Source organism: Variovorax sp. 01N429, assembly GCF_056399425.1.
The window spans coordinates 127,193-145,927 of record NZ_JBFTRG010000011.1; the positions used below are offsets into that span (position 1 = coordinate 127,193).

Below are 18,735 nucleotides of genomic sequence, written 5' to 3' on the forward strand. Positions count from 1 at the left end.
GAGTCTACTTCGCCATCGGCCGGTGGCCGGCGCCCCCCGCGCCAGGCGGGGAGCGGGGCTTCAGCTCTTGTTGGCCTTCTGGAAGCGTTCGATCTGCTCGTTGCCGCGCTTGACGATCTCGTCCAGCGCTTCCTTGGCAGTCTTCTTGCCGTTCCAGACCTGTTCGAGTTCCTCGTCCTCGATGGCGCGCACCTGCACATAGTTGCCCAGGCGAATGCCGCGGCTCTTGTCCGTCACCTTGCGGATCATCTGCGTCACGGCAACGTCCGTGCCCGGGTTTTCCTTGTAGAAGCCTGACTTCTCGGTGAGTTGGTAGGCGGCCGTCGTGATCGGAAGATAGCCCGTGCGCTTGTGGCTGGCGGACTGCACTTCAGGCTGCGAGATGAAGGTGAAGAACTTCGCGACGCCCTTGTATTCGGCGGGCTTCTTGCCCGACATCACCCAGAGGCTGGCGCCGCCGATCACGGTGTTCTGCGGTGCGCCCGGAACGTCCGGGTAATAGGGCAGCGGGGCCAACCCATAGGCGAACTTGGCGTTCTTGGCGACGTTGCCGTAGAAGCCCGACGACGTGTTGATCATGGCGCACTCGCCCGACACGAAGCTCGCCTCGGGCACGTTGCCGCGTCCCTTGTAGACGAAGAGGCCCTGCTTGGCCATATTGGCGAGGTTCTCGATGTGGCGCACGTGCAGCGGCGAGTCGATCTTCATGCGCGCGTCGAGACCGGCGAGCCCGTTGCTCTTGGTCGCGAACTCGACGTTGTGCCAGGCCGAGAAGCTCTCGAGCTGCGTCCAGCCTTGCCATGCCGTGGTGAAAGGGCACTTGTGGCCTGCTGCCTTCAGCTTGGCGGCCGCGGCGATGACTTCGGGCCACGTGGCGGGGGCCTTGTCGGTCGGGAGGCCGGCTGCCTTGAAGGCATCCTTGTTCCAGTAGAAGATGGTGGTCGAACTGTTGAACGGGAAGCTCAGCATCTGTCCGTTGGGCGCCGTGTAATAGCCGGCGACCGCGGAGATGTAGCCGCTCGGGTCGAACTTCTCGCCCGCATCTTTCATGACTTGCCCGACGGGAATGATGGCGCCCTTGCTGGCCATCATCGTCGCGGTGCCCACTTCGAACACCTGCAGGATGTGCGGCGCATTGCCGGCCCGGAAGGCGGCGATCGACGCGGTCATCGATTCATCGTAGGTGCCCTTGAACACCGGCACCACTTTGTATTCCTTCTGGCTCTCGTTGAATTGCTTGGCCAGATCATTGACCCATTCGTTGTTGACGGCGGTCATGGAATGCCACCATTGGATTTCGGTTTGCGCGAACGCGGGTGTGAACAGCGTTGCGGCAAGCGCCGAGGCCAAGGCGAGCGTTTTGAATCGCATGAAGACTCCTGAGGGAAACTGAAAGAAATGAACGCGCGAATGCTAGATCGCGCGTATGACACGACAAGGTCACATATTTTTCGTGCGCCGGGAGTGTGCCTCAACGGGGGAAACCCTTTTGGTGCGCCGCGACCCCGACGCCTGCGTGTTGCAGCGCACCATGCTAGGATCGTTTTCCCATTTTTCGGCTCCGCTCTCTGACTCGCCGACTCGCGCTGACTGACTCGCGGTTTCCCCATGAGCAAGACCTCCCTGGACAAAAGCAAGATCAAGTTCCTCCTGCTCGAAGGCATCCATCCTTCGGCGGTTGAAGTGCTTCACGCGGCGGGCTACACCAATGTCGAAACAGTGTCCGGCGCATTGCCCGACGCCGAACTCAAGGCCCGCGTTGCCGACGTGCACTTTCTCGGCATCCGATCGCGCACCCAATTGACGGCCGAAGTATTTGCCCAGGCGCACAAGCTGGTCGCGGTCGGCTGCTTCTGCATCGGGACCAATCAAGTCGATCTCGATGCGGCGCGCGAACACGGCGTGGCTGTTTTCAACGCTCCCTTCTCGAACACGCGCTCGGTTGCCGAACTGGTTCTGGCGGAAGCCATCCTTTTGCTGCGGGGCGTGCCCGAGAAAAGCGCCGTCGCGCACCGTGGCGGCTGGCTCAAGTCGGCTGAGAACGCTTTCGAGATTCGTGGCAAGACGCTCGGCATCGTGGGTTACGGCTCCATCGGCGCTCAACTTTCGGTTCTCGCCGAAGCATTGGGAATGAACGTCGCCTTCTTCGACGTCGTGACAAAGCTGCCCCTCGGCAATGCGCGCCAGGTGCGTGAACTGAAGGACCTGCTCGCGCAAAGCGACATCGTCAGCCTTCACGTGCCGGAAACGCAGGCCACCCAATGGATGATCGGCGCCGCCGAAATCGCAGCGATGAAGCCTGGCGCCATCCTGATCAATGCCTCACGAGGCACAGTGGTCCAGATCGATGCGCTGGCTGCTGCCCTGACGGACAAGAAGCTGCTGGGCGCGGCCATCGATGTGTTCCCGGTCGAGCCGCGAAGCAACAAGGACGAGTTCCAGTCGCCGCTTCGTGGCCTCGACAACGTGATCCTTACGCCTCACATCGGCGGGTCGACCATGGAAGCACAGGCCAACATCGGCCTCGAAGTGGCTGAAAAGCTCGTCAAGTACAGCGACAACGGCACTTCCACTTCGTCCGTGAATTTTCCCGAGGTGGCGCTGCCTGCGCATCTCGGCAAGCATCGCCTGCTGCACATCCACCGCAACGTGCCGGGGGTGCTGTCCGAGATCAACCGGATTTTTTCCGAGAACAACATCAACATCGCGTCGCAGTTCCTGCAAACGAACGAGAAGGTCGGCTACGTGGTGACCGACATCGACGCGGCTTCGTCCGATCTTGCACTCGAAAAACTCGCGAAGGTTCCCGGCACGATCCGGAGTCGGGTGCTCTTCTGACATGTCTGCGAGCCCTTCGGGGCTGCCTTAAAATTCACGCCCCTGGTTCATGGGGCGCGCGGCGCCCGACCGAGGCCACTCCCCGATGAATGCTCCGACCGCGTTGACGGCGTTGTTGTCGCAGGCCGCAGAGCCCGCGCGATTGCGTGAGATCCCCTACAACTACACCAGCTTCTCCGACAGGGAGATCGTGATTCGCCTGCTCGGCGAAAGAGGTTGGGAACTGCTGCAAACCCTTCGATCCGAGCGACGCACCGGCCGGTCGGCCCGTATGCTCTATGAGGTGCTCGGCGACATATGGGTCGTCCAGCGCAATCCCTACTTGGTCGATGACCTGCTGGACAACCCGCGCCGACGCGGCCAGCTGGTGGACGCGCTCAATCATCGGCTCGCCGAGGTCCAGAAGCGGCGCACGCCCGACGCCGATGCACAGCGCGACTCGCTGGTAGGCGAATTGACCGCTCTGGTCGCCAAGGCGATCTCGGCGTTCGACACCATGTTCCGCGATGTCGCCGCGCTGCGGCGCAAGGCGACGCGCACGCTTCGCCGGCTCACTGCCAAGGACAACATCAAGTTCGACGGGCTGTCTCGCGTTTCGCACGTGACCGACGCCACCGACTGGCGCGTCGAATATCCCTTCGTCGTGCTCACGCCCGACACCGAGGCCGAAATGGCGGCCCTGGTCAAGGGCTGCATCGAGCTTGGTCTCACCATTATTCCGCGCGGAGGCGGCACCGGCTATACGGGCGGCGCGATTCCGCTGACCTGGAACAGCGTCGTCATCAACACCGAGAAGCTCGAAGCGATGACCGAAGTCGAGATGGTCTCGCTGCCGGGCCTGGAAGCGCCGGTTCCGACCATCTGGACCGAGGCTGGCGTCGTCACGCAGCGTGTGGCCGATGCGGCCGAGCGCGCGGGCTTCGTGTTCGCGGTCGACCCCACTTCTGCCGAAGCGTCGTGTGTCGGCGGCAACGTCGCGATGAATGCCGGCGGCAAAAAGGCGGTGCTCTGGGGCACGGCGCTAGACAACCTCGCCTCGTGGCGCATGGTGACGCCGCAGGCCGAATGGCTCGAAGTCACGCGTGTCGGCCATAACCTCGGCAAGATTCACGATGCCGAAAGCGCAGTCTTCGAACTGCAGTACTTCGCGGCCGACGGAAAGACAGCGCTGCGCGCCGAGCGCCTCGAAATCGCCGGCAAGACCTTCCGCAAGGAAGGCCTCGGCAAGGACGTGACCGACAAATTTCTTTCGGGTCTGCCGGGCATTCAGAAAGAGGGCTGCGATGGCCTGATCACCAGCTGCCGCTGGATCGTGCATCGCATGCCGGCGCACACCCGGACGGTATGCCTCGAGTTCTTTGGCAACGCCAAGGACGCGGTGCCCAGCATCGTCGAGATCAAGGACTTCATGTTCGCGGAACAGAAGCGCTCCGGCGTGCTGTTGGCGGGCCTGGAGCATCTGGACGACCGCTATCTGAAGGCAGTGGGCTATGCCACCAAATCGAAGCGCCACGGCGGACTGCCAAAGATGGTGCTGTTTGGCGACATCGCGGGCGACGACGCCGATGCGGTGGCACGCGTGACGTCCGAAGTGGTGCGTATCGCCAATTCGCGCAGCGGCGAAGGCTTCATTGCCATCAGCCCGGAGGCTCGCAAGAAATTCTGGCTCGACCGCAAGCGCACCGCCGCAATCAGCCGTCACACCAACGCCTTCAAGATCAACGAAGACGTCGTGATCCCGCTGCCGCGGATGGCCGAATACACCGATGGCATCGAACGCATCAACATCGAGTTGTCGCTGCGAAACAAGATTTCGCTGGCCGACGAGCTCGAAGCCTTTCTGGCGCGCGGCAATCTTCCGTTGGGTAAGAGCGACGACGCCAATGACATCCCCTCGGCCGAGATGCTCGAAGACCGGGTGGCCCAGGCACTGGCGCTCGTGCGCGAAGTCCGGGCGCTTTGGCAGCAGTGGCTCGACGACGTCGAACCGCTCTTCCCCCAATTGCAGGACCACTCGCTGCGCGCGAGTTGGAAGACGCAATTGCGTGCGCCGCTCGCAGATATCTTCGCCGGCGGCGAGTTCGCGCCGATCCTCGCGGAGTGCAGTGCGATCCACAAGCGCGTGCTCAAGGGGCGCGTCTGGGTTGCGCTTCACATGCACGCGGGCGACGGCAATGTGCACACCAACATCCCCGTCAACAGCGACAACTACGAGATGCTGCAGACGGCGCACCAGGCGGTCGCGCGGATCATGGTGCTGGCGCGCAGCCTCGACGGCGTGATCTCGGGCGAGCATGGAATCGGCATCACCAAGCTTGAATTCCTGAGCGAAGACGAGCTTCAGCCTTTTGCCGACTACAAGCGCAGGGTCGATCCCGAAGGCCGCTTCAACAAGGGCAAGCTGCTGCGCGACAACGCGAACTTCGCGCAAGGCGGTCGCTCATTGCCGGCCGATTTGACCAATGCCTATACGCCGAGCTTCGGTCTCATGGGGCATGAGTCGATCATCATGCAGCAGAGCGACATTGGCGCCATCGCCGACAGCGTCAAGGATTGCCTCCGCTGCGGCAAGTGCAAGCCGGTGTGCGCGACGCACGTACCGCGCGCCAACCTGCTGTATTCGCCGCGCAACAAGATCCTCGCCACATCACTGCTGGTCGAAGCTTTCCTGTACGAGGAGCAAACCCGACGCGGCGTGAGCATCAAGCATTGGGAAGAGTTCGAGGACGTGGCCGACCATTGCACGGTCTGCCATAAGTGCCTCACGCCTTGTCCGGTGAAGATCGACTTCGGCGACGTGTCGATGAACATGCGCAATCTCTTGCGCAAGATGGGCCAGAAGTCGTTCCGGCCCGGCAATGCGGCGGCGATGTTCTTCCTCAACGCGACCAATCCGCAGACCATCAAGATGATGCGCACGGGCATGGTCGACATCGGCTTCAAGGTGCAACGCCTGGCCAACGACCTGCTGCGCGGGCTGGCGAAGAAGCAGACGGCCGCACCGCCCGCCTCGCTGGGAGCGGCACCGGCCAAGGAGCAGGTGATCCATTTCATCAACAAGAAGATGCCGGGTGGATTGCCCAAGAAGACGGCGCGTGCCTTGCTCGACATCGAAGATGCCGAGTACGTCCCGATCATTCGCAACCCGAGTGCGACCACGCCGGAAACCGAGGCGGTGTTCTACTTTCCGGGTTGCGGATCCGAGCGGCTCTTCTCGCAGGTGGGGCTGGCGACGCAAGCGATGCTGTGGCATGCGGGCGTGCAGACGGTTCTGCCGCCAGGCTATCTCTGCTGTGGCTATCCGCAGCGCGGCAGCGGCCAGTTCGACAAGGCCGAGAAGATGATCACGGACAACCGCGTTCTCTTTCACCGTGTCGCCAACACGCTGAACTACCTCGACATCAAGACCGTGGTTGTGAGTTGCGGCACCTGCTATGACCAGTTGCAGGGCTACCAGTTCGACAAGATCTTCCCGGGGTGCCGCATCGTCGACATCCATGAGTACTTGCTTGAAAAGGGCATCACTCTGGGAGACGCTGGCGGGGGCGGCTATCTCTATCACGACCCCTGCCATACGCCGATGAAGCTGCAGGATCCGATGAAGACCGTGAAGGCACTCGTCGGCAACAACGTGCTCAAGAACGACCGCTGCTGCGGCGAGTCGGGCACGCTCGGCGTGTCGCGGCCGGACATCTCGACGCAGATCCGTTTCCGCAAGGAAGAAGAGCTCAAGAAGGGCGAGGCCGAGTTGCGCGATTCCGGTAAGGTCGCGCCGCAAGCCAACGTCAAGATCCTGACGAGCTGCCCGAGCTGCCTTCAGGGCCTGAGCCGCTACGGCAATGACCTGAACAACGGCTTGCTCGAAGCCGACTACATCGTGGTCGAGATGGCGAACAAGATCCTGGGCGAAAACTGGATGCCCGAATACGTGGCAGCGGCCAACCAGGGCGGCATCGAGCGCGTGCTGGTGTGACGGCGATCCGGGTCCAGGGCTGCCCCCTATGTGACGAGACCGGCGGACGGCTGGTCTTCGATGCACCGCTATTTCGGGTGATCCATGCGATCGAAGAGGGCTTTCCGGCTTTCTATCGTGTCGTGTGGAAGGATCATGTGGCTGAATGGTCCGATCTGTCGGCTGCCGATCGCGCGCACTGCATGGAGGCCGTTGCCATCGTCGAGCAAAGCCTGCGCAGCGCACTGGCACCGGCCAAGATCAATCTCGCGGCGCTCGGCAACATGGTGCCGCACCTTCATTGGCATGTGATCGCGCGTTTCGACTGGGACAGCCGCTTTCCAGCGCCGATGTGGGCACAGGCACAAAGAGCGCGCGACTTGCACCAAGAGGCCGACGTCAAGGCTCGCTTGCCGGCAGCCGAGCGCGACATGATCGAGCGTCTCTCAAAAAGGAGTTTCTGATGGCAGGTTTGCAGGCAGGCGCACCCACACCGGAATCGATCACCGTGCACAACCGGTCGCACGTGCTGGAAATCGGCTTCTCCGACGGCAAGCTCTTCAAGATCCCGTTTGAGCTGATGCGGATCTATTCGCCGTCGGCCGAAGTGCAAGGCCATGGTCCGGGCCAGGAGATCCTCCAGACCGGCAAGCGCAACGTCGACCTGCTGGATCTGCAGCCGGTCGGCAACTACGCGGTACAGCCGACGTTCAGCGACGGCCACAGCACCGGCATCTTCACCTGGGACCTGCTGTACGAACTCGGTGCACGCCAGCAAGAGAGGTGGGCCGAGTACGAGCGTCGCTTGGCAGCGGCGGGTGTCGATCGCGATGCGCCCATGCCCGACAAGGGCGGCCACGCCTGCGGCAGCCATTGAGTCATTCAGTGACGAATGCCCGGTGGCCCTGCGGGGTCGTCGCCTCGGTACTAACGCTTCCGTCTTAACATCGCGTGCATGAGCTCGCACGAAGTGCGCAGCACGAAGGTTTTCAATGAGCACCACCCATTTCGGATTCGAATCGATCGACGAGAGCGACAAGGCACGCCGCGTGCGCGGTGTGTTCGACTCTGTCGCCTCGCGCTACGACCTCATGAACGACCTCATGTCCATGGGGCTTCATCGAGCCTGGAAGGCCTACACGATCATGGTCGCGAACGTGGGCGAGGGCTCCAAGGTGCTCGACATCGCAGGCGGTACCGGAGACCTCGCACTCGCCTTCGCCAAGAAGGTTGGCGTCACCGGCGAAGTGGTCCACACCGACATCAACGAAGCCATGCTGCGCACCGGACGCGATCGGCTGCTCGATGCGGGCGTCGCGTTGCCGACGATGGTTTGCGATGCCGAGAAGCTGCCCTTTGCAGACGACCATTTCGATGTGGTGACCGTGGCCTTCGGCTTGCGCAACATGACGCACAAGGACCTCGCCATCAAGGAAATGAACCGCGTGCTGAAGCCTCGCGGCAAGTTGCTGGTGCTTGAATTCTCCAAGGTCGCGAAGCCGCTGCAGAAGGCCTACGACTGGTATTCGTTCAGCGTGCTGCCCCGGCTTGGCAAGGTTGTCGCCGGTGATGACGCCAGCTATCGCTATCTGGCCGAGTCCATCCGCATGCATCCCGGCCAGGACGAACTCAAGACCCTCATGAAGGAGGGCGGTTTCGGGCATGTGGACTATCACAACATGACTGGTGGTGTTGTGGCCCTGCATGTTGGAATCAAGTGTTGAAGCTGTTTGCCTAGAGGAGACGTTATGAAGAAATTTTGGTCCGTCATGTTCGTGTGCGCACTGGCCATCGTGAGCATCGATGCCGACGCGGCACGCATGGGCGGCGGAAAGTCGTTCGGCAGACAGTCGAACAACGTCACCCAGCGCCAGGCGACACCGCCGGCAGCGCCGGTCACACCGGGCGCGCCGGCACAGAGCGCGAACAACGCCGCGGCCAAGCCCGCAGCCGCGGCACCTGCCGCTGCACCCAAGCGTCCCTGGGCGGGCATGCTCGGCGGACTGGCTGCAGGCCTGGGCCTCGCTTGGCTTGCGCATTCGTTGGGGCTCGGCGCCGCGTTCGGCAACATCCTGCTGATCGGTCTTCTTGTGCTGGCTGCCGTGGTTGTGTGGCGCATCTTTTCCGCGCGTTCGCGCACGGCGCCCGCATCGCGCACCGGCGGCTTCGCTTTCCAGGGCGCAGGCAGTCCGGCCGATGCGACCGCACCGGCGCAGTACAGCCCCAACAACGTGGGCAACGATGCTTCTGCGCGTCCTTGGGAGCGCAACCAGGCGGCCTTCGACGCTTCTCCGGCACAGCTCGATCACTCGGCAGAGCGCAGCGGCGGGTCGTCGATGGCTGGCGCTGCGGCGGCAGGCGGCAGCATGATCGGCTCCGCTCTCGCCGGCTCGCAGACCTGGGGTGTTCCCGCAGGCTTCGATGCTGACGGTTTCCTCAACGCTGCCAAGCGCAATTTCGTGACGCTGCAGGACGCATGGGACCGTGCCGACATTACCATGCTGCGCTCGATGATGACCGACGGCATGGTGGGCGAAATCCGCCAGCAATTGGCCGAACGCGAAGCGCATACGGGCGGGCAGCCGAACAAGACCGAAGTCGTGATGCTCGATGCCAAGCTGCTGGGCATCGAGGAACTGCCCGACGCCTACCTGGCCAGCGTCGAGTTCTCCGGAATGATCCGCGAGGACATGTCCTCGGGCCCGAGCCCGTTCCGCGAAGTCTGGAACATGACCAAGCCAACGAGCGGCACAAGCGGCTGGCTGGTCGCTGGCGTTCAGGCATTGCAGTAGCCTCGGGCAGGCCCGTTCGCGAAACACGGGGCGAGCAACAGAACACCGCGGGAACCGGCTTAGCCGGGCTGCTGGTGTTGCCCCCGGTAGGGGGTGGGCGGCTACACGAAGTGAGCAAGCCTGGGGGCGAGCCGATAATACCGACATGGTTACACCATCGTCCCCATTTTCATTTGTCGAGGATCTTTTCAATCGCGTGGGCGAGCGGTTGCAACCGCCCGCTTGGGCGGTCCATGAGATCCAGCACCGAACGGTGCTGTTCCTGAACCACGTCCTGCAGCAGGAGCCCGAAGCCCAGCAGCGGCTGACGCGTCAGCAGGGGCGCGTGGCGCTTTTCGAGTGGCGCTTCGTGACGATGAAGTTCGTTGTCACCCCGGCCGGTCTGCTCGACCTTGCGCCCGAAGAAGCCGCGCCCGAACTCACGCTGACCATGACGGAAGAGTCTCCTTTCGGCCTTGCCCAGGCTGCTTTCCGCGGTGAGAAGCCCGCCGTTCGCATCGAGGGCGACGTGCAGTTGGCCGCTGAGGTCAATTGGCTGGTTGATCATGTGCGCTGGGACGTGGAGGACGATCTTGCGCGCGTCATCGGCGACGTGCCGGCGCACACGATAGCGTCCAGCGCTCGTCGCGTGGTTGAAGGCTTGCGGCGCTTTGTCGGCGAACGCTCCGGCAAGGCCGGCGGCCCCGCAGGCGCCGAATGAGGCGTTTTTATCGCGGCATCTTTATCGTCTGGGTCGCACTTCGCTACGGCCTGGACGAACTTGTCCTGACGAGCTTCCAGAAGCCCTGGCTTCGCGTGGTAGCCCGGGTTATGTCGGTCGGCCGGAACCTCGAAGCGCCGCGCGGCCAGCGCCTGCGCGAGGCGTTGGAACGGCTGGGGCCGATCTTCGTCAAGTTCGGCCAGGTCCTTTCGACGCGGCGCGACCTGCTGCCTCCCGACATTGCGGACGAGCTTGCGTGGCTTCAGGATCGAGTACCGCCGTTTCCGTCGAAGGTGGCCATTGCAACGATCGAGCGCGCGTTCCGCCGACCTGTGGGCGACATCTTCGTGGAGTTCGACGAGACACCAGTGGCGAGCGCGTCCATTGCCCAGGTGCACTTCGCGACCGTTCGTGCCACCAACGGAGACGTGCGCGAAGCGGCCGTGAAGGTGCTGCGCCCCGGCATGCGCGACGTCATCGAAAAGGACCTCGCGCTGATGGCCATGATGGCCGGTTGGGTCGAGGGACTCTCCGCGGACGGAAAACGCCTGAAGCCTCGCGAGGTGGTCGCGGAGTTCGACAAGTACCTGCACGACGAGCTCGATCTTGTGCGCGAAGCGGCCAATGCGGCCCAACTGCGCCGCAACATGGAGAAGCTGAAACTGGTGCTGATCCCGGAGATGTTCTGGGATTTCTGCCATCCCGAAGTGATCGTGATGGAACGCATGAAGGGTGTTCCGATTGCGCAGCTCGACCGCTTGCGCGTCGCCGGAGTCGATATCCCCAAGCTGGCCCGCGACGGTGTGACGATCTTCTTCACACAGGTCTTTCGCGACGGCTTCTTCCACGCCGACATGCACCCGGGCAACATCCAGGTGAGCCTGGAGCCGGCGACCTTCGGGCGCTACATATCGCTCGACTTCGGCATCATCGGAACACTGACGGAGTCCGACAAGGAATACCTTGCACAGAACTTCGTTGCGTTTTTCCGCCGCGACTACAAGCGTGTCGCTGAACTCCATCTGGAAAGCGGCTGGGTTCCCGTGGGCACGCGCATCGACGAGCTCGAAGCGGCCATTCGCACGGTGTGCGAGCCTTACTTCGACCGGCCGCTCAAGGAAATCTCCCTTGGCATGGTGCTGATGCGCCTCTTTCAGACCTCGCGCCGCTTCCACGTCGAAATCCAGCCCCAGCTCGTTCTGCTGCAAAAAACGCTGCTCAACATCGAAGGCTTGGGCCGGCAGCTCGACCCCGAACTCGATCTCTGGAACACAGCCAAGCCATTCCTCGAGAAATGGATGAGCGAGCAGATCGGCCCTCGCAAGCTCTTCGAGCAGTTGCGCGCCGAGGCCCCGCGGTACGCTAAATTACTGCCCCAGTTGCCTCGGTTGATGCACGATTTCCTGGAAAATCGCCCCCCAGACCACCGCCGCGAACTGCTGGAACTGCTGGCCGCCCAGAAGCGCACCAATCGGTTGCTGCAGGCCATCATCTATGGCGGCATAGGTTTTGTATTGGGTTTGATCGCGATGCAGGTGCTGGTGCGCGTGCGTCTTTTCTGACGGGAGAAATGTGCCGTGCTGTTGACCTTGGTCATCGTCTATCTGTTGATCACGATCGCGATCGGGCTCTATGCAGCCAAGCGCGTCAAGAACACCACTGACTTCGCGATTGCAGGGCGGCATCTGCCGCTCTACATGATCGTGACCACGACCTTTGCGACCTGGTTCGGCTCGGAGACCGTGCTTGGCATCCCTGCGAAGTTCATCGAGGGTGGATTGAACGGCGTAATCGAAGACCCGTTCGGCGCCGGTACCTGTCTCATCCTTGTCGGGCTCTTCTTCGCCGGCAAGCTCTACCGCATGACGCTGCTCACCATCAGCGACTACTACCGCGAACGCTATGGCCGCGTCGTCGAGGTTGCCTGTTCGCTGATCATCATGCTGAGCTACCTGGGGTGGGTGTCCGCGCAGGTCACGGCGTTGGGGCTGGTGTTCAACGTGCTGTCGGCCGGCGCGATCCCCGTTGCGCTCGGCATGGTGATCGGTGTGGTTTCGATCCTGGCCTATACGCTCTTCGGCGGCATGTGGTCGGTCGCGGTGACCGATTTCATCCAGATGATCATCCTGGTTCTGGGGCTTGCGGTCATCGCGATGTTCGCAGGCCACATGGCCGGGGGCGCAGACAAGGTGGTCGAGTTTGCAGTCAGCAAGGACCTCTTCAAGTTCTGGCCCGAACCGAATCTGAAGGACATGATCTTCTTCTTTGCCGCGGCCGTCACCATGATGCTGGGCTCGATCCCGCAGCAGGACGTGTTCCAGCGCGTCATGTCGGCCAACAGCGTCAAGTCCGCAACACGCGGGCCTGTGATCGGCGGCGTGGCGTACATCCTTTTTGCATTTGTCCCGATGTTCCTCGTGGCAAGCGCTCTCCTCATCATGCCGGAGGAGACCGCCACGCTTTTGAAGCAAGACCCACAGAAGGTGCTGCCGACGCTTGTGCTCGAGAAGATGCCTTTCGTGATGCAGGTGCTGTTCTTCGGCGCCTTGCTCTCGGCCATCAAGTCCACTGCTTCGGCGACGCTGCTCGCGCCGAGCGTGACGTTCACCGAAAACATCTGGCGTCAGTTCCGGCCCGCGGGCAGCGATCGATCCAACCTCATGACGATGCGGATCACCGTGCTGATATTCAGCGCGGCCGTGTTGCTCTATGCAATCCGCATGCAGGGAACGCCCATCTATGAACTGGTCTCGGGCGCCTACCAGGTGCCGCTGGTCGGGGCCTTCGTTCCGCTGGTGTGCGGCCTCTACTGGCAGCGCGCGACCACTCAAGGGGCCGTCGCTTCGGTGGTGCTGGGCATTGGCGTCTGGCTGGCGTTCCTGGCCATGCCATGGGGCCAGGCATTCCCGGCCCAGTTGGCGGGCCTGCTTGCTTCTTTCGGCGGCATGGTTGTGGGCTCGCTGGCGCCGCAGTGGGTGTCCAATAGCCGGACGCCCCACCGGCCGCTTGCCACCGGACCCGCCTGATACGAGCGCGGTCCCGGGGGAGGGCGGCCCCTATAATCGTGGGCTTTGCGAGCGGCCGCCGGTCGCTCTTTTCGTCTCTATCCATGCCTATCTACGCCTACAAGTGCAGCGCCTGCGGCTTTGCCAAGGACGTGCTGCAGAAAATGTCCGATGCGCCTCTCTCGGAGTGTCCGGCTTGCGGTGCGAGCGCGTTCAGCAAGCAACTGACTGCCGCTGGCTTCCAGCTCAAGGGCTCGGGCTGGTATGTGACCGACTTCCGCGATGGCGGCAAGAAGGCGGGGGGCGACAAAGCCTCTGACAAGAGCAGCGAGAAGGGTGCCGAAAAGGGCGCTGACGCCGGTTCACTCGCCGATGCCAGCGCGAAGCCGGCCGATGCGCCGGCAGCGGCAACCGCTCCTTCGCCCGCCGCCACCCCAACGCCCGCGGCTTCACCCGCACCCAAAGCAGACTGACTGCCACCCGATGCTCGCGCTGCGCAAATGGTTGTTGTCCGGCTTGTTGGTCATCGTTCCGCTGGCCATCACGCTCGGCGTGCTGAACTGGATCATCGGCACGCTCGACCAGACGCTGTGGCTGCTGCCTGAAGATTGGCAAAAGTATCTCAACGAACACAAGGTGCGCGGCCTGGGCGTTCTGCTCACGCTAGGCATCCTCTTGTCCGTTGGCGCGATCGCGAGCAATTTCGTCGGCAAGCGGCTGCTCGGCTGGGGCGATGCGGTGGTCCGCCGGATTCCTGTCGTGCGGTCGATTTATTCCAGCGTCAAGCAGGTTTCGGACACGTTGTTTTCCGAAAACGGCAATGCGTTTCGCACCGCCGTCCTCATCCAATGGCCACGTCCGGACGTGTGGACGATCGCGTTCGTCACAGGCACTCCCGGACAGGAAGTCGTCGGCCATCTCGGCGGCGGTGACTACCTGGGCGTGTACGTGCCGACAACGCCCAACCCGACGGGCGGCTATTTCGTGATGCTCAAGCGCAGTGACTGCATCGAACTCAGGATGAGCGTGGACGACGCGCTCAAGTACATCGTGTCGATGGGGGTTGTCGTTCCTGGCGGCCCCGCGGCGATTGCGATCAAATAAAACGCGCCACCGGCGCCGGGAACTATCTATGCCCATGCGTACAACCTATTGCGGTCTCGTGACCGAAGCCCTGCTGGGCCAAACCGTCACCCTTTGCGGCTGGGTCAATCGCCGACGTGACCATGGTGGCGTAATCTTCATCGATTTGCGCGACCGTGAAGGGTATGTTCAAGTGGTCTGCGACCCGGACCGCGCCGCCACCTTCGCGGCCGCCGAAGGTTCGCGCAACGAGTTCTGCCTTCAGATCACCGGCTTGGTGCGCGCTCGCCCTGCGGGCACCACCAACGACAATCTCAAGAGCGGCAAGATCGAGGTGCTGTGCCAAGACCTGAAGGTGCTGAATCCTTCCGTGACGCCGCCGTTCCTGCTGGACGATGACAACCTTTCCGAGACGACGCGCCTTACGCACCGGGTGCTGGATTTGCGTCGCCCGGTGATGCAGCGCAACATGATGCTGCGTTACAAAGTGACCATGGAGGCGCGCAAGTTCCTCGACGCCAATGGCTTCATCGACATCGAAACGCCCATGCTGGGCAAGTCCACGCCGGAAGGCGCGCGCGACTACCTCGTTCCAAGCCGGGTGCATGACGGCAGCTTCTTCGCCTTGCCGCAATCGCCCCAACTCTTCAAGCAATTGCTGATGGTTGCGGGCTACGACCGCTACTACCAGATCGTCAAGTGCTTCCGCGACGAAGATCTTCGCGCCGATCGCCAGCCCGAATTCACGCAGATCGACATCGAGACCTCGTTCATGGCCGAGGAAGAAATCCGCGAGATGTTCGAGGGCATGATCCGCAAGGTGTTCCGTGCCGCGGCCGAGGTCGAACTCCCACCATTCCCGGTCATGAGCTATGGCGACGCCATGTTCAAGTACGGCTCCGACAAGCCCGACCTTCGCGTCAAGCTCGAGTTCACCGAACTCACCGACGTGATGCGCAATGTCGACTTCAAAGTCTTTTCGCAGGCGGCCAGCATGGTCGGCGGACGCGTGGTGGCGCTGCGCGTTCCGGGCGGCGGCGGCGAGGGCGGTCTTTCGCGCGGCGACATCGACGCGTATACCGAGTTCGTCAAGATCTACGGTGCCAAGGGCTTGGCCTACATCAAGGTCAACGATGCAGGGCAAGGCCGCGAGGGCCTGCAGAGCCCGATCGTAAAAAACCTCGACGACGCTTCCTTGACGGAGATCGTTGCCCGCACGGGTGCTCGCAGCGGCGATATCCTTTTCTTCGGTGCCGACAAGGCCAAGGTCGTCAACGACTCCATCGGCGCATTGCGGGTCAAGATCGGCCACAGCGCTTTCGGCAAGAAAAACGGTCTCTTCGATGATCGCTGGGCGCCGCTCTGGGTGGTCGACTTTCCGATGTTCGAGTTCGACGAGGAAGGCCAGCGCTGGTCGGCCGTGCATCATCCGTTCACGGCACCGAAGGACGGTCATGAGGACCTCATGGACACCGCGCCCGAGAAGTGCATTGCCAAGGCCTACGACATGGTGCTCAACGGTATCGAGATGGGCGGTGGTTCGGTGCGTATCCATCGCGAGGAAGTGCAGAGCAAGGTGTTCCGTGCGCTCAAGATCAGCGCCGAAGACGCACAGAACAAGTTCGGATTCCTGCTGGATGCGCTCCAGTACGGTGCGCCTCCTCATGGCGGGATCGCGATCGGGCTGGACCGCCTCGTCATGCTGTTGAGCGGCGCCGAGTCGATCCGCGATGTCATCGCGTTCCCCAAGACCCAACGCGCGCAGGACTTGCTCACGCAGGCGCCGAGCCCGGTGGACGAAAAGCAGCTTCGCGAGTTGCACATCAGGCTGCGCAACACCCAGCCTGCGGCCTGAGCGAGCCGACGACGGGGGGCGCGGTATGAGCGAGCGTCCCTGGAAAATTCCGGAGTCGGTGCTGGTCGTGATCCATACGCCCGCACTCGATGTCCTCTTGATCCGCCGTGCCGACGCCGATGACTTCTGGCAGTCGGTCACGGGCAGCAAGGACTCCGAGGACGAAGCTCTGGCGCTCACGGCCGCGCGCGAGGTCGAGGAAGAAACCGGTATCGCATGCGGCCCCGGCACCGATCTGGCCGACCGGCTGATCGACTGGAATCTGCAGAACATCTACGAGATCTACCCGCGTTGGCGCTCGCGCTATGCGCCCGAGATCACGCACAACACCGAGCATCTTTTTGGCTTGTGCGTGCCTGATCGCATGACGCCGAAGCTCGACCCTCGCGAACATACCGCTTGGCGCTGGCTGCCATACCGGGAGGCGGCGGACGCCTGTTTTTCACCGTCGAACGCCGAAGCGATACTGCTCCTGCCACAATTTGCGCGATGAATTCGCCGGTCAACCAGCTCCGAGTGGCTACCTACAACATCCACAAGGGTGTTCAGGGGATCGGCCCCGCCAGCCGCCTCGAGATCCACAACCTCGGTCACGCGATCGAGCAGCTCGATGCGGACATCGTGTGCCTCCAGGAGGTCCGCAAAATGAACCGCCAGGCAGCCATGCGGTTCAGGCATTGGCCGGAGCTGCCGCAGGCCGACTTTCTGGCGCCCGAGGGCTATACCGCCATTTACGAGACCAATGCCGTGACACAGCACGGCGAGCACGGCAATGCGTTGCTCACGCGCTGGCCCGTGCTTCGCAAGACACACCAGGACATCTCGGACCACCGGTTCGAGCAGCGCGGATTGCTGCATGTAGCCATCGAGGTCGACGGGCAGCCCGTCCATGCCATCGTCGTCCATCTGGGGCTCATCAAGGGAAGCCGCGTTCGCCAAGTTGCGCGCCTGCGCGAATTCATCGAGCGCGAGATTCCGGCCAAAGAGCCGCTGGTGGTCGCAGGCGATTTCAACGACTGGGGCGCGCGCATGCGCTACGCGATGAACGCGATGGGCATGCGCGATTCGAATGATCTGCGCGGCCCGCGCCCGCTGACCTACCCGTCGCGCCTGCCCGTGACCCAACTCGACTTCATCTATGGAAGGCAGCTCGAACTCCTCGCCTGCAGCGTGCCGCGTGGGCCGATCTGGGCTCGGATGTCCGATCACCTGCCTCTGGTGACGGATTTTTTGCTATCAAAACAGTAGCTGCCGAGGCAGGCGGCAAGGGGCGTGTGGGCACAGTAGGGCTAATGGCGCCAAGTCCATTCGCTGGTAGGATGCTCGGATGCTAAGGACCATCGACGCCGCACGGCGCCCCGACGAAGGGGCTGAAGACGAAGGCACACCCGTGTCCGTCAAGATCCGGGAGCGCCTTCAGGCCGCCCGGAGACGATTCAACGCCAACGACAACATCGCCGAGTTCATCCAGCCGGGCGAACTCGAGGGTCTGCTCGACGAGGTCGAAGTCAAGATGAAGGGCGTGCTCGAAAGCCTCGTGATCGACCTCGAGAACGATCACAACACCGGCAATACGGCCCGCCGCGTCGCAAAGATGTACGTCAACGAGGTGTTCAGGGGCCGTTACGTGGCGCCTCCATCACTGACTGAATTCCCGAACGCGGAGCATCTCAACGAACTGATGATCGTCGGCCCCATTACCGTTCGCAGCGCGTGTTCGCACCATTTCTGCCCGATCATCGGCAAGCTGTGGATCGGCGTCATGCCCAACGAGAAGACCAATGTGATCGGTTTGTCGAAGTACGCGCGGCTCGCCGAGTGGGTGATGGGGCGCCCGCAGATCCAGGAAGAGGCCGTGGTTCAACTCGCCGACCTGATCCAGGAAAAGACGCAACCCGATGGTCTCGCGCTCGTGATGGAGGCAGAGCACTTCTGCATGCAATGGCGTGGCGTCAAGGAAATGGACAGCAAGATGATCAATTCCGTGATGCGCGGCGTGTTCCTCAAAGACCCGAACCTCCGTCGAGAATTTCTGTCCCTTATTCCACGCAAGCGCTGAACGCCATGCTCGTACGCCTTCTCTATGCAAGCCGCGCTGTGGACACGAGCCAGAGCGCCATCGACGAAATCCTCGCGCAATCCCGTTTGCACAACCCCGCTTGCGGTGTGACCGGCATCCTTTGCTATGGCGGCGGCGTTTTCCTGCAGGCGATCGAAGGCGGGCGCACGGCCATCAGCGAGTTGTATGGTCACATCCAGCGAGATGCTCGCCACAAGGACGTGGTGCTGCTCCACTATGAAGAGATTTCGGAGCGCCGTTTCGGTGGATGGACCATGGGACAGGTCAATCTGTCGAAGCTCAACGCCTCGACCTTGCTCAAGTACTCTGAAACGGCCGAACTCAATCCTTATCTGGTGTCCGGCAACGTGTCGTTGGCGCTGCTGGAAGAGTTAATGGCGACTGCCGCCATCGTCGGGCGGCACTGAGTCTTCCATCAGTGCGGATCCCC

The 18,735-nt window shown here is 62.5% G+C and carries 17 protein-coding genes; 16 read left to right on the forward strand and 1 reads right to left on the reverse strand.

The genetic code is table 11. The features are described 5' to 3' along the window. Positions 1–60 precede the first annotated feature (60 nt). A complete protein-coding gene (gene ugpB / locus AC1DSF_RS20185; protein WP_478125536.1) occupies positions 61–1,371 on the reverse strand; it encodes a sn-glycerol-3-phosphate ABC transporter substrate-binding protein UgpB in 1,311 nt (436 codons plus the stop codon). 237 nt (positions 1,372–1,608) lie between these two features. Here ugpB and serA point away from each other — a divergent pair, with 237 nt between their 5' ends. The 16 genes from serA to AC1DSF_RS20265 all read left to right on the forward strand — a co-directional run bounded on the left by serA (position 1,609) and on the right by AC1DSF_RS20265 (position 18,712). Continuing rightward, positions 1,609–2,838, forward strand: a complete 1,230-nt coding sequence (serA, locus tag AC1DSF_RS20190; protein WP_478145355.1) for a phosphoglycerate dehydrogenase — start codon at positions 1,609–1,611, stop codon at positions 2,836–2,838. A gap of 85 nt (positions 2,839–2,923) precedes the next feature. Next, a complete protein-coding gene (locus AC1DSF_RS20195; protein ID WP_478183306.1) occupies positions 2,924–6,811 on the forward strand; it encodes a DUF3683 domain-containing protein in 3,888 nt (1,295 codons plus the stop codon). Positions 6,812–6,816: 5 nt separating this feature from the next. Further along, a complete protein-coding gene (locus tag AC1DSF_RS20200; protein ID WP_478125839.1) occupies positions 6,817–7,254 on the forward strand; it encodes an HIT family protein in 438 nt (145 codons plus the stop codon). Next, complete coding sequence (locus tag AC1DSF_RS20205; protein WP_478125539.1) at positions 7,254–7,667, forward strand: gamma-butyrobetaine hydroxylase family protein; 414 nt, start codon at positions 7,254–7,256, stop codon at positions 7,665–7,667. The genes AC1DSF_RS20200 and AC1DSF_RS20205 overlap by 1 nt, the downstream gene beginning before the upstream one ends. A 115-nt stretch (positions 7,668–7,782) precedes the next feature. Further along, the gene (ubiE, locus tag AC1DSF_RS20210) at positions 7,783–8,514 is read left to right on the forward strand and encodes a bifunctional demethylmenaquinone methyltransferase/2-methoxy-6-polyprenyl-1,4-benzoquinol methylase UbiE (RefSeq protein ID WP_478125540.1); all 732 of its coding nucleotides are present in this window, start codon (positions 7,783–7,785) and stop codon (positions 8,512–8,514) included. A 24-nt stretch (positions 8,515–8,538) separates the two neighbouring features. Beyond that, the gene (locus AC1DSF_RS20215) at positions 8,539–9,582 is read left to right on the forward strand and encodes a Tim44 domain-containing protein (protein WP_478125541.1); all 1,044 of its coding nucleotides are present in this window, start codon (positions 8,539–8,541) and stop codon (positions 9,580–9,582) included. Positions 9,583–9,727: 145 nt separating this feature from the next. Then, the gene (locus AC1DSF_RS20220; RefSeq protein WP_478145360.1) at positions 9,728–10,282 is read left to right on the forward strand and encodes a ubiquinone biosynthesis accessory factor UbiJ; all 555 of its coding nucleotides are present in this window, start codon (positions 9,728–9,730) and stop codon (positions 10,280–10,282) included. Continuing rightward, a complete protein-coding gene (gene ubiB, locus AC1DSF_RS20225) occupies positions 10,279–11,844 on the forward strand; it encodes a ubiquinone biosynthesis regulatory protein kinase UbiB (protein WP_478125543.1) in 1,566 nt (521 codons plus the stop codon). Before AC1DSF_RS20220 ends, ubiB begins: the two co-directional genes overlap by 4 nt. 15 nt (positions 11,845–11,859) lie before the next feature. After that, a complete protein-coding gene (locus AC1DSF_RS20230) occupies positions 11,860–13,308 on the forward strand; it encodes a high affinity choline transporter 1 (protein ID WP_478183307.1) in 1,449 nt (482 codons plus the stop codon). Between the two features lie 83 nt (positions 13,309–13,391). Continuing rightward, positions 13,392–13,760, forward strand: coding sequence for an FmdB family zinc ribbon protein (locus AC1DSF_RS20235; RefSeq protein WP_478125545.1), 369 nt, complete (start codon positions 13,392–13,394; stop codon positions 13,758–13,760). Positions 13,761–13,770: 10 nt separating this feature from the next. Further along, positions 13,771–14,391: a DUF502 domain-containing protein gene (locus AC1DSF_RS20240; protein ID WP_478183308.1), complete on the forward strand. Its 621-nt coding sequence runs from the start codon at positions 13,771–13,773 to the stop codon at positions 14,389–14,391. A 28-nt stretch (positions 14,392–14,419) separates the two neighbouring features. After that, on the forward strand, positions 14,420–16,225 hold the full coding sequence (aspS, locus tag AC1DSF_RS20245) for an aspartate--tRNA ligase (protein WP_478183309.1): 1,806 nt from the start codon (positions 14,420–14,422) through the stop codon (positions 16,223–16,225). 25 nt (positions 16,226–16,250) lie between these two features. Next, complete coding sequence (gene nudB / locus AC1DSF_RS20250; protein ID WP_478183310.1) at positions 16,251–16,718, forward strand: dihydroneopterin triphosphate diphosphatase; 468 nt, start codon at positions 16,251–16,253, stop codon at positions 16,716–16,718. After that, entirely contained in the window at positions 16,715–17,473 is a 759-nt protein-coding gene (locus AC1DSF_RS20255; RefSeq protein WP_478183311.1) for an endonuclease/exonuclease/phosphatase family protein, read from the forward strand. Before nudB ends, AC1DSF_RS20255 begins: the two co-directional genes overlap by 4 nt. Before the next feature lie 79 nt (positions 17,474–17,552). Further along, positions 17,553–18,284, forward strand: coding sequence for a GTP cyclohydrolase I (folE, locus tag AC1DSF_RS20260; RefSeq protein ID WP_478183312.1), 732 nt, complete (start codon positions 17,553–17,555; stop codon positions 18,282–18,284). A gap of 5 nt (positions 18,285–18,289) precedes the next feature. Continuing rightward, positions 18,290–18,712, forward strand: a complete 423-nt coding sequence (locus AC1DSF_RS20265; protein ID WP_478125551.1) for a BLUF domain-containing protein — start codon at positions 18,290–18,292, stop codon at positions 18,710–18,712. The last annotated feature ends 23 nt before the right edge of the window (positions 18,713–18,735 follow it).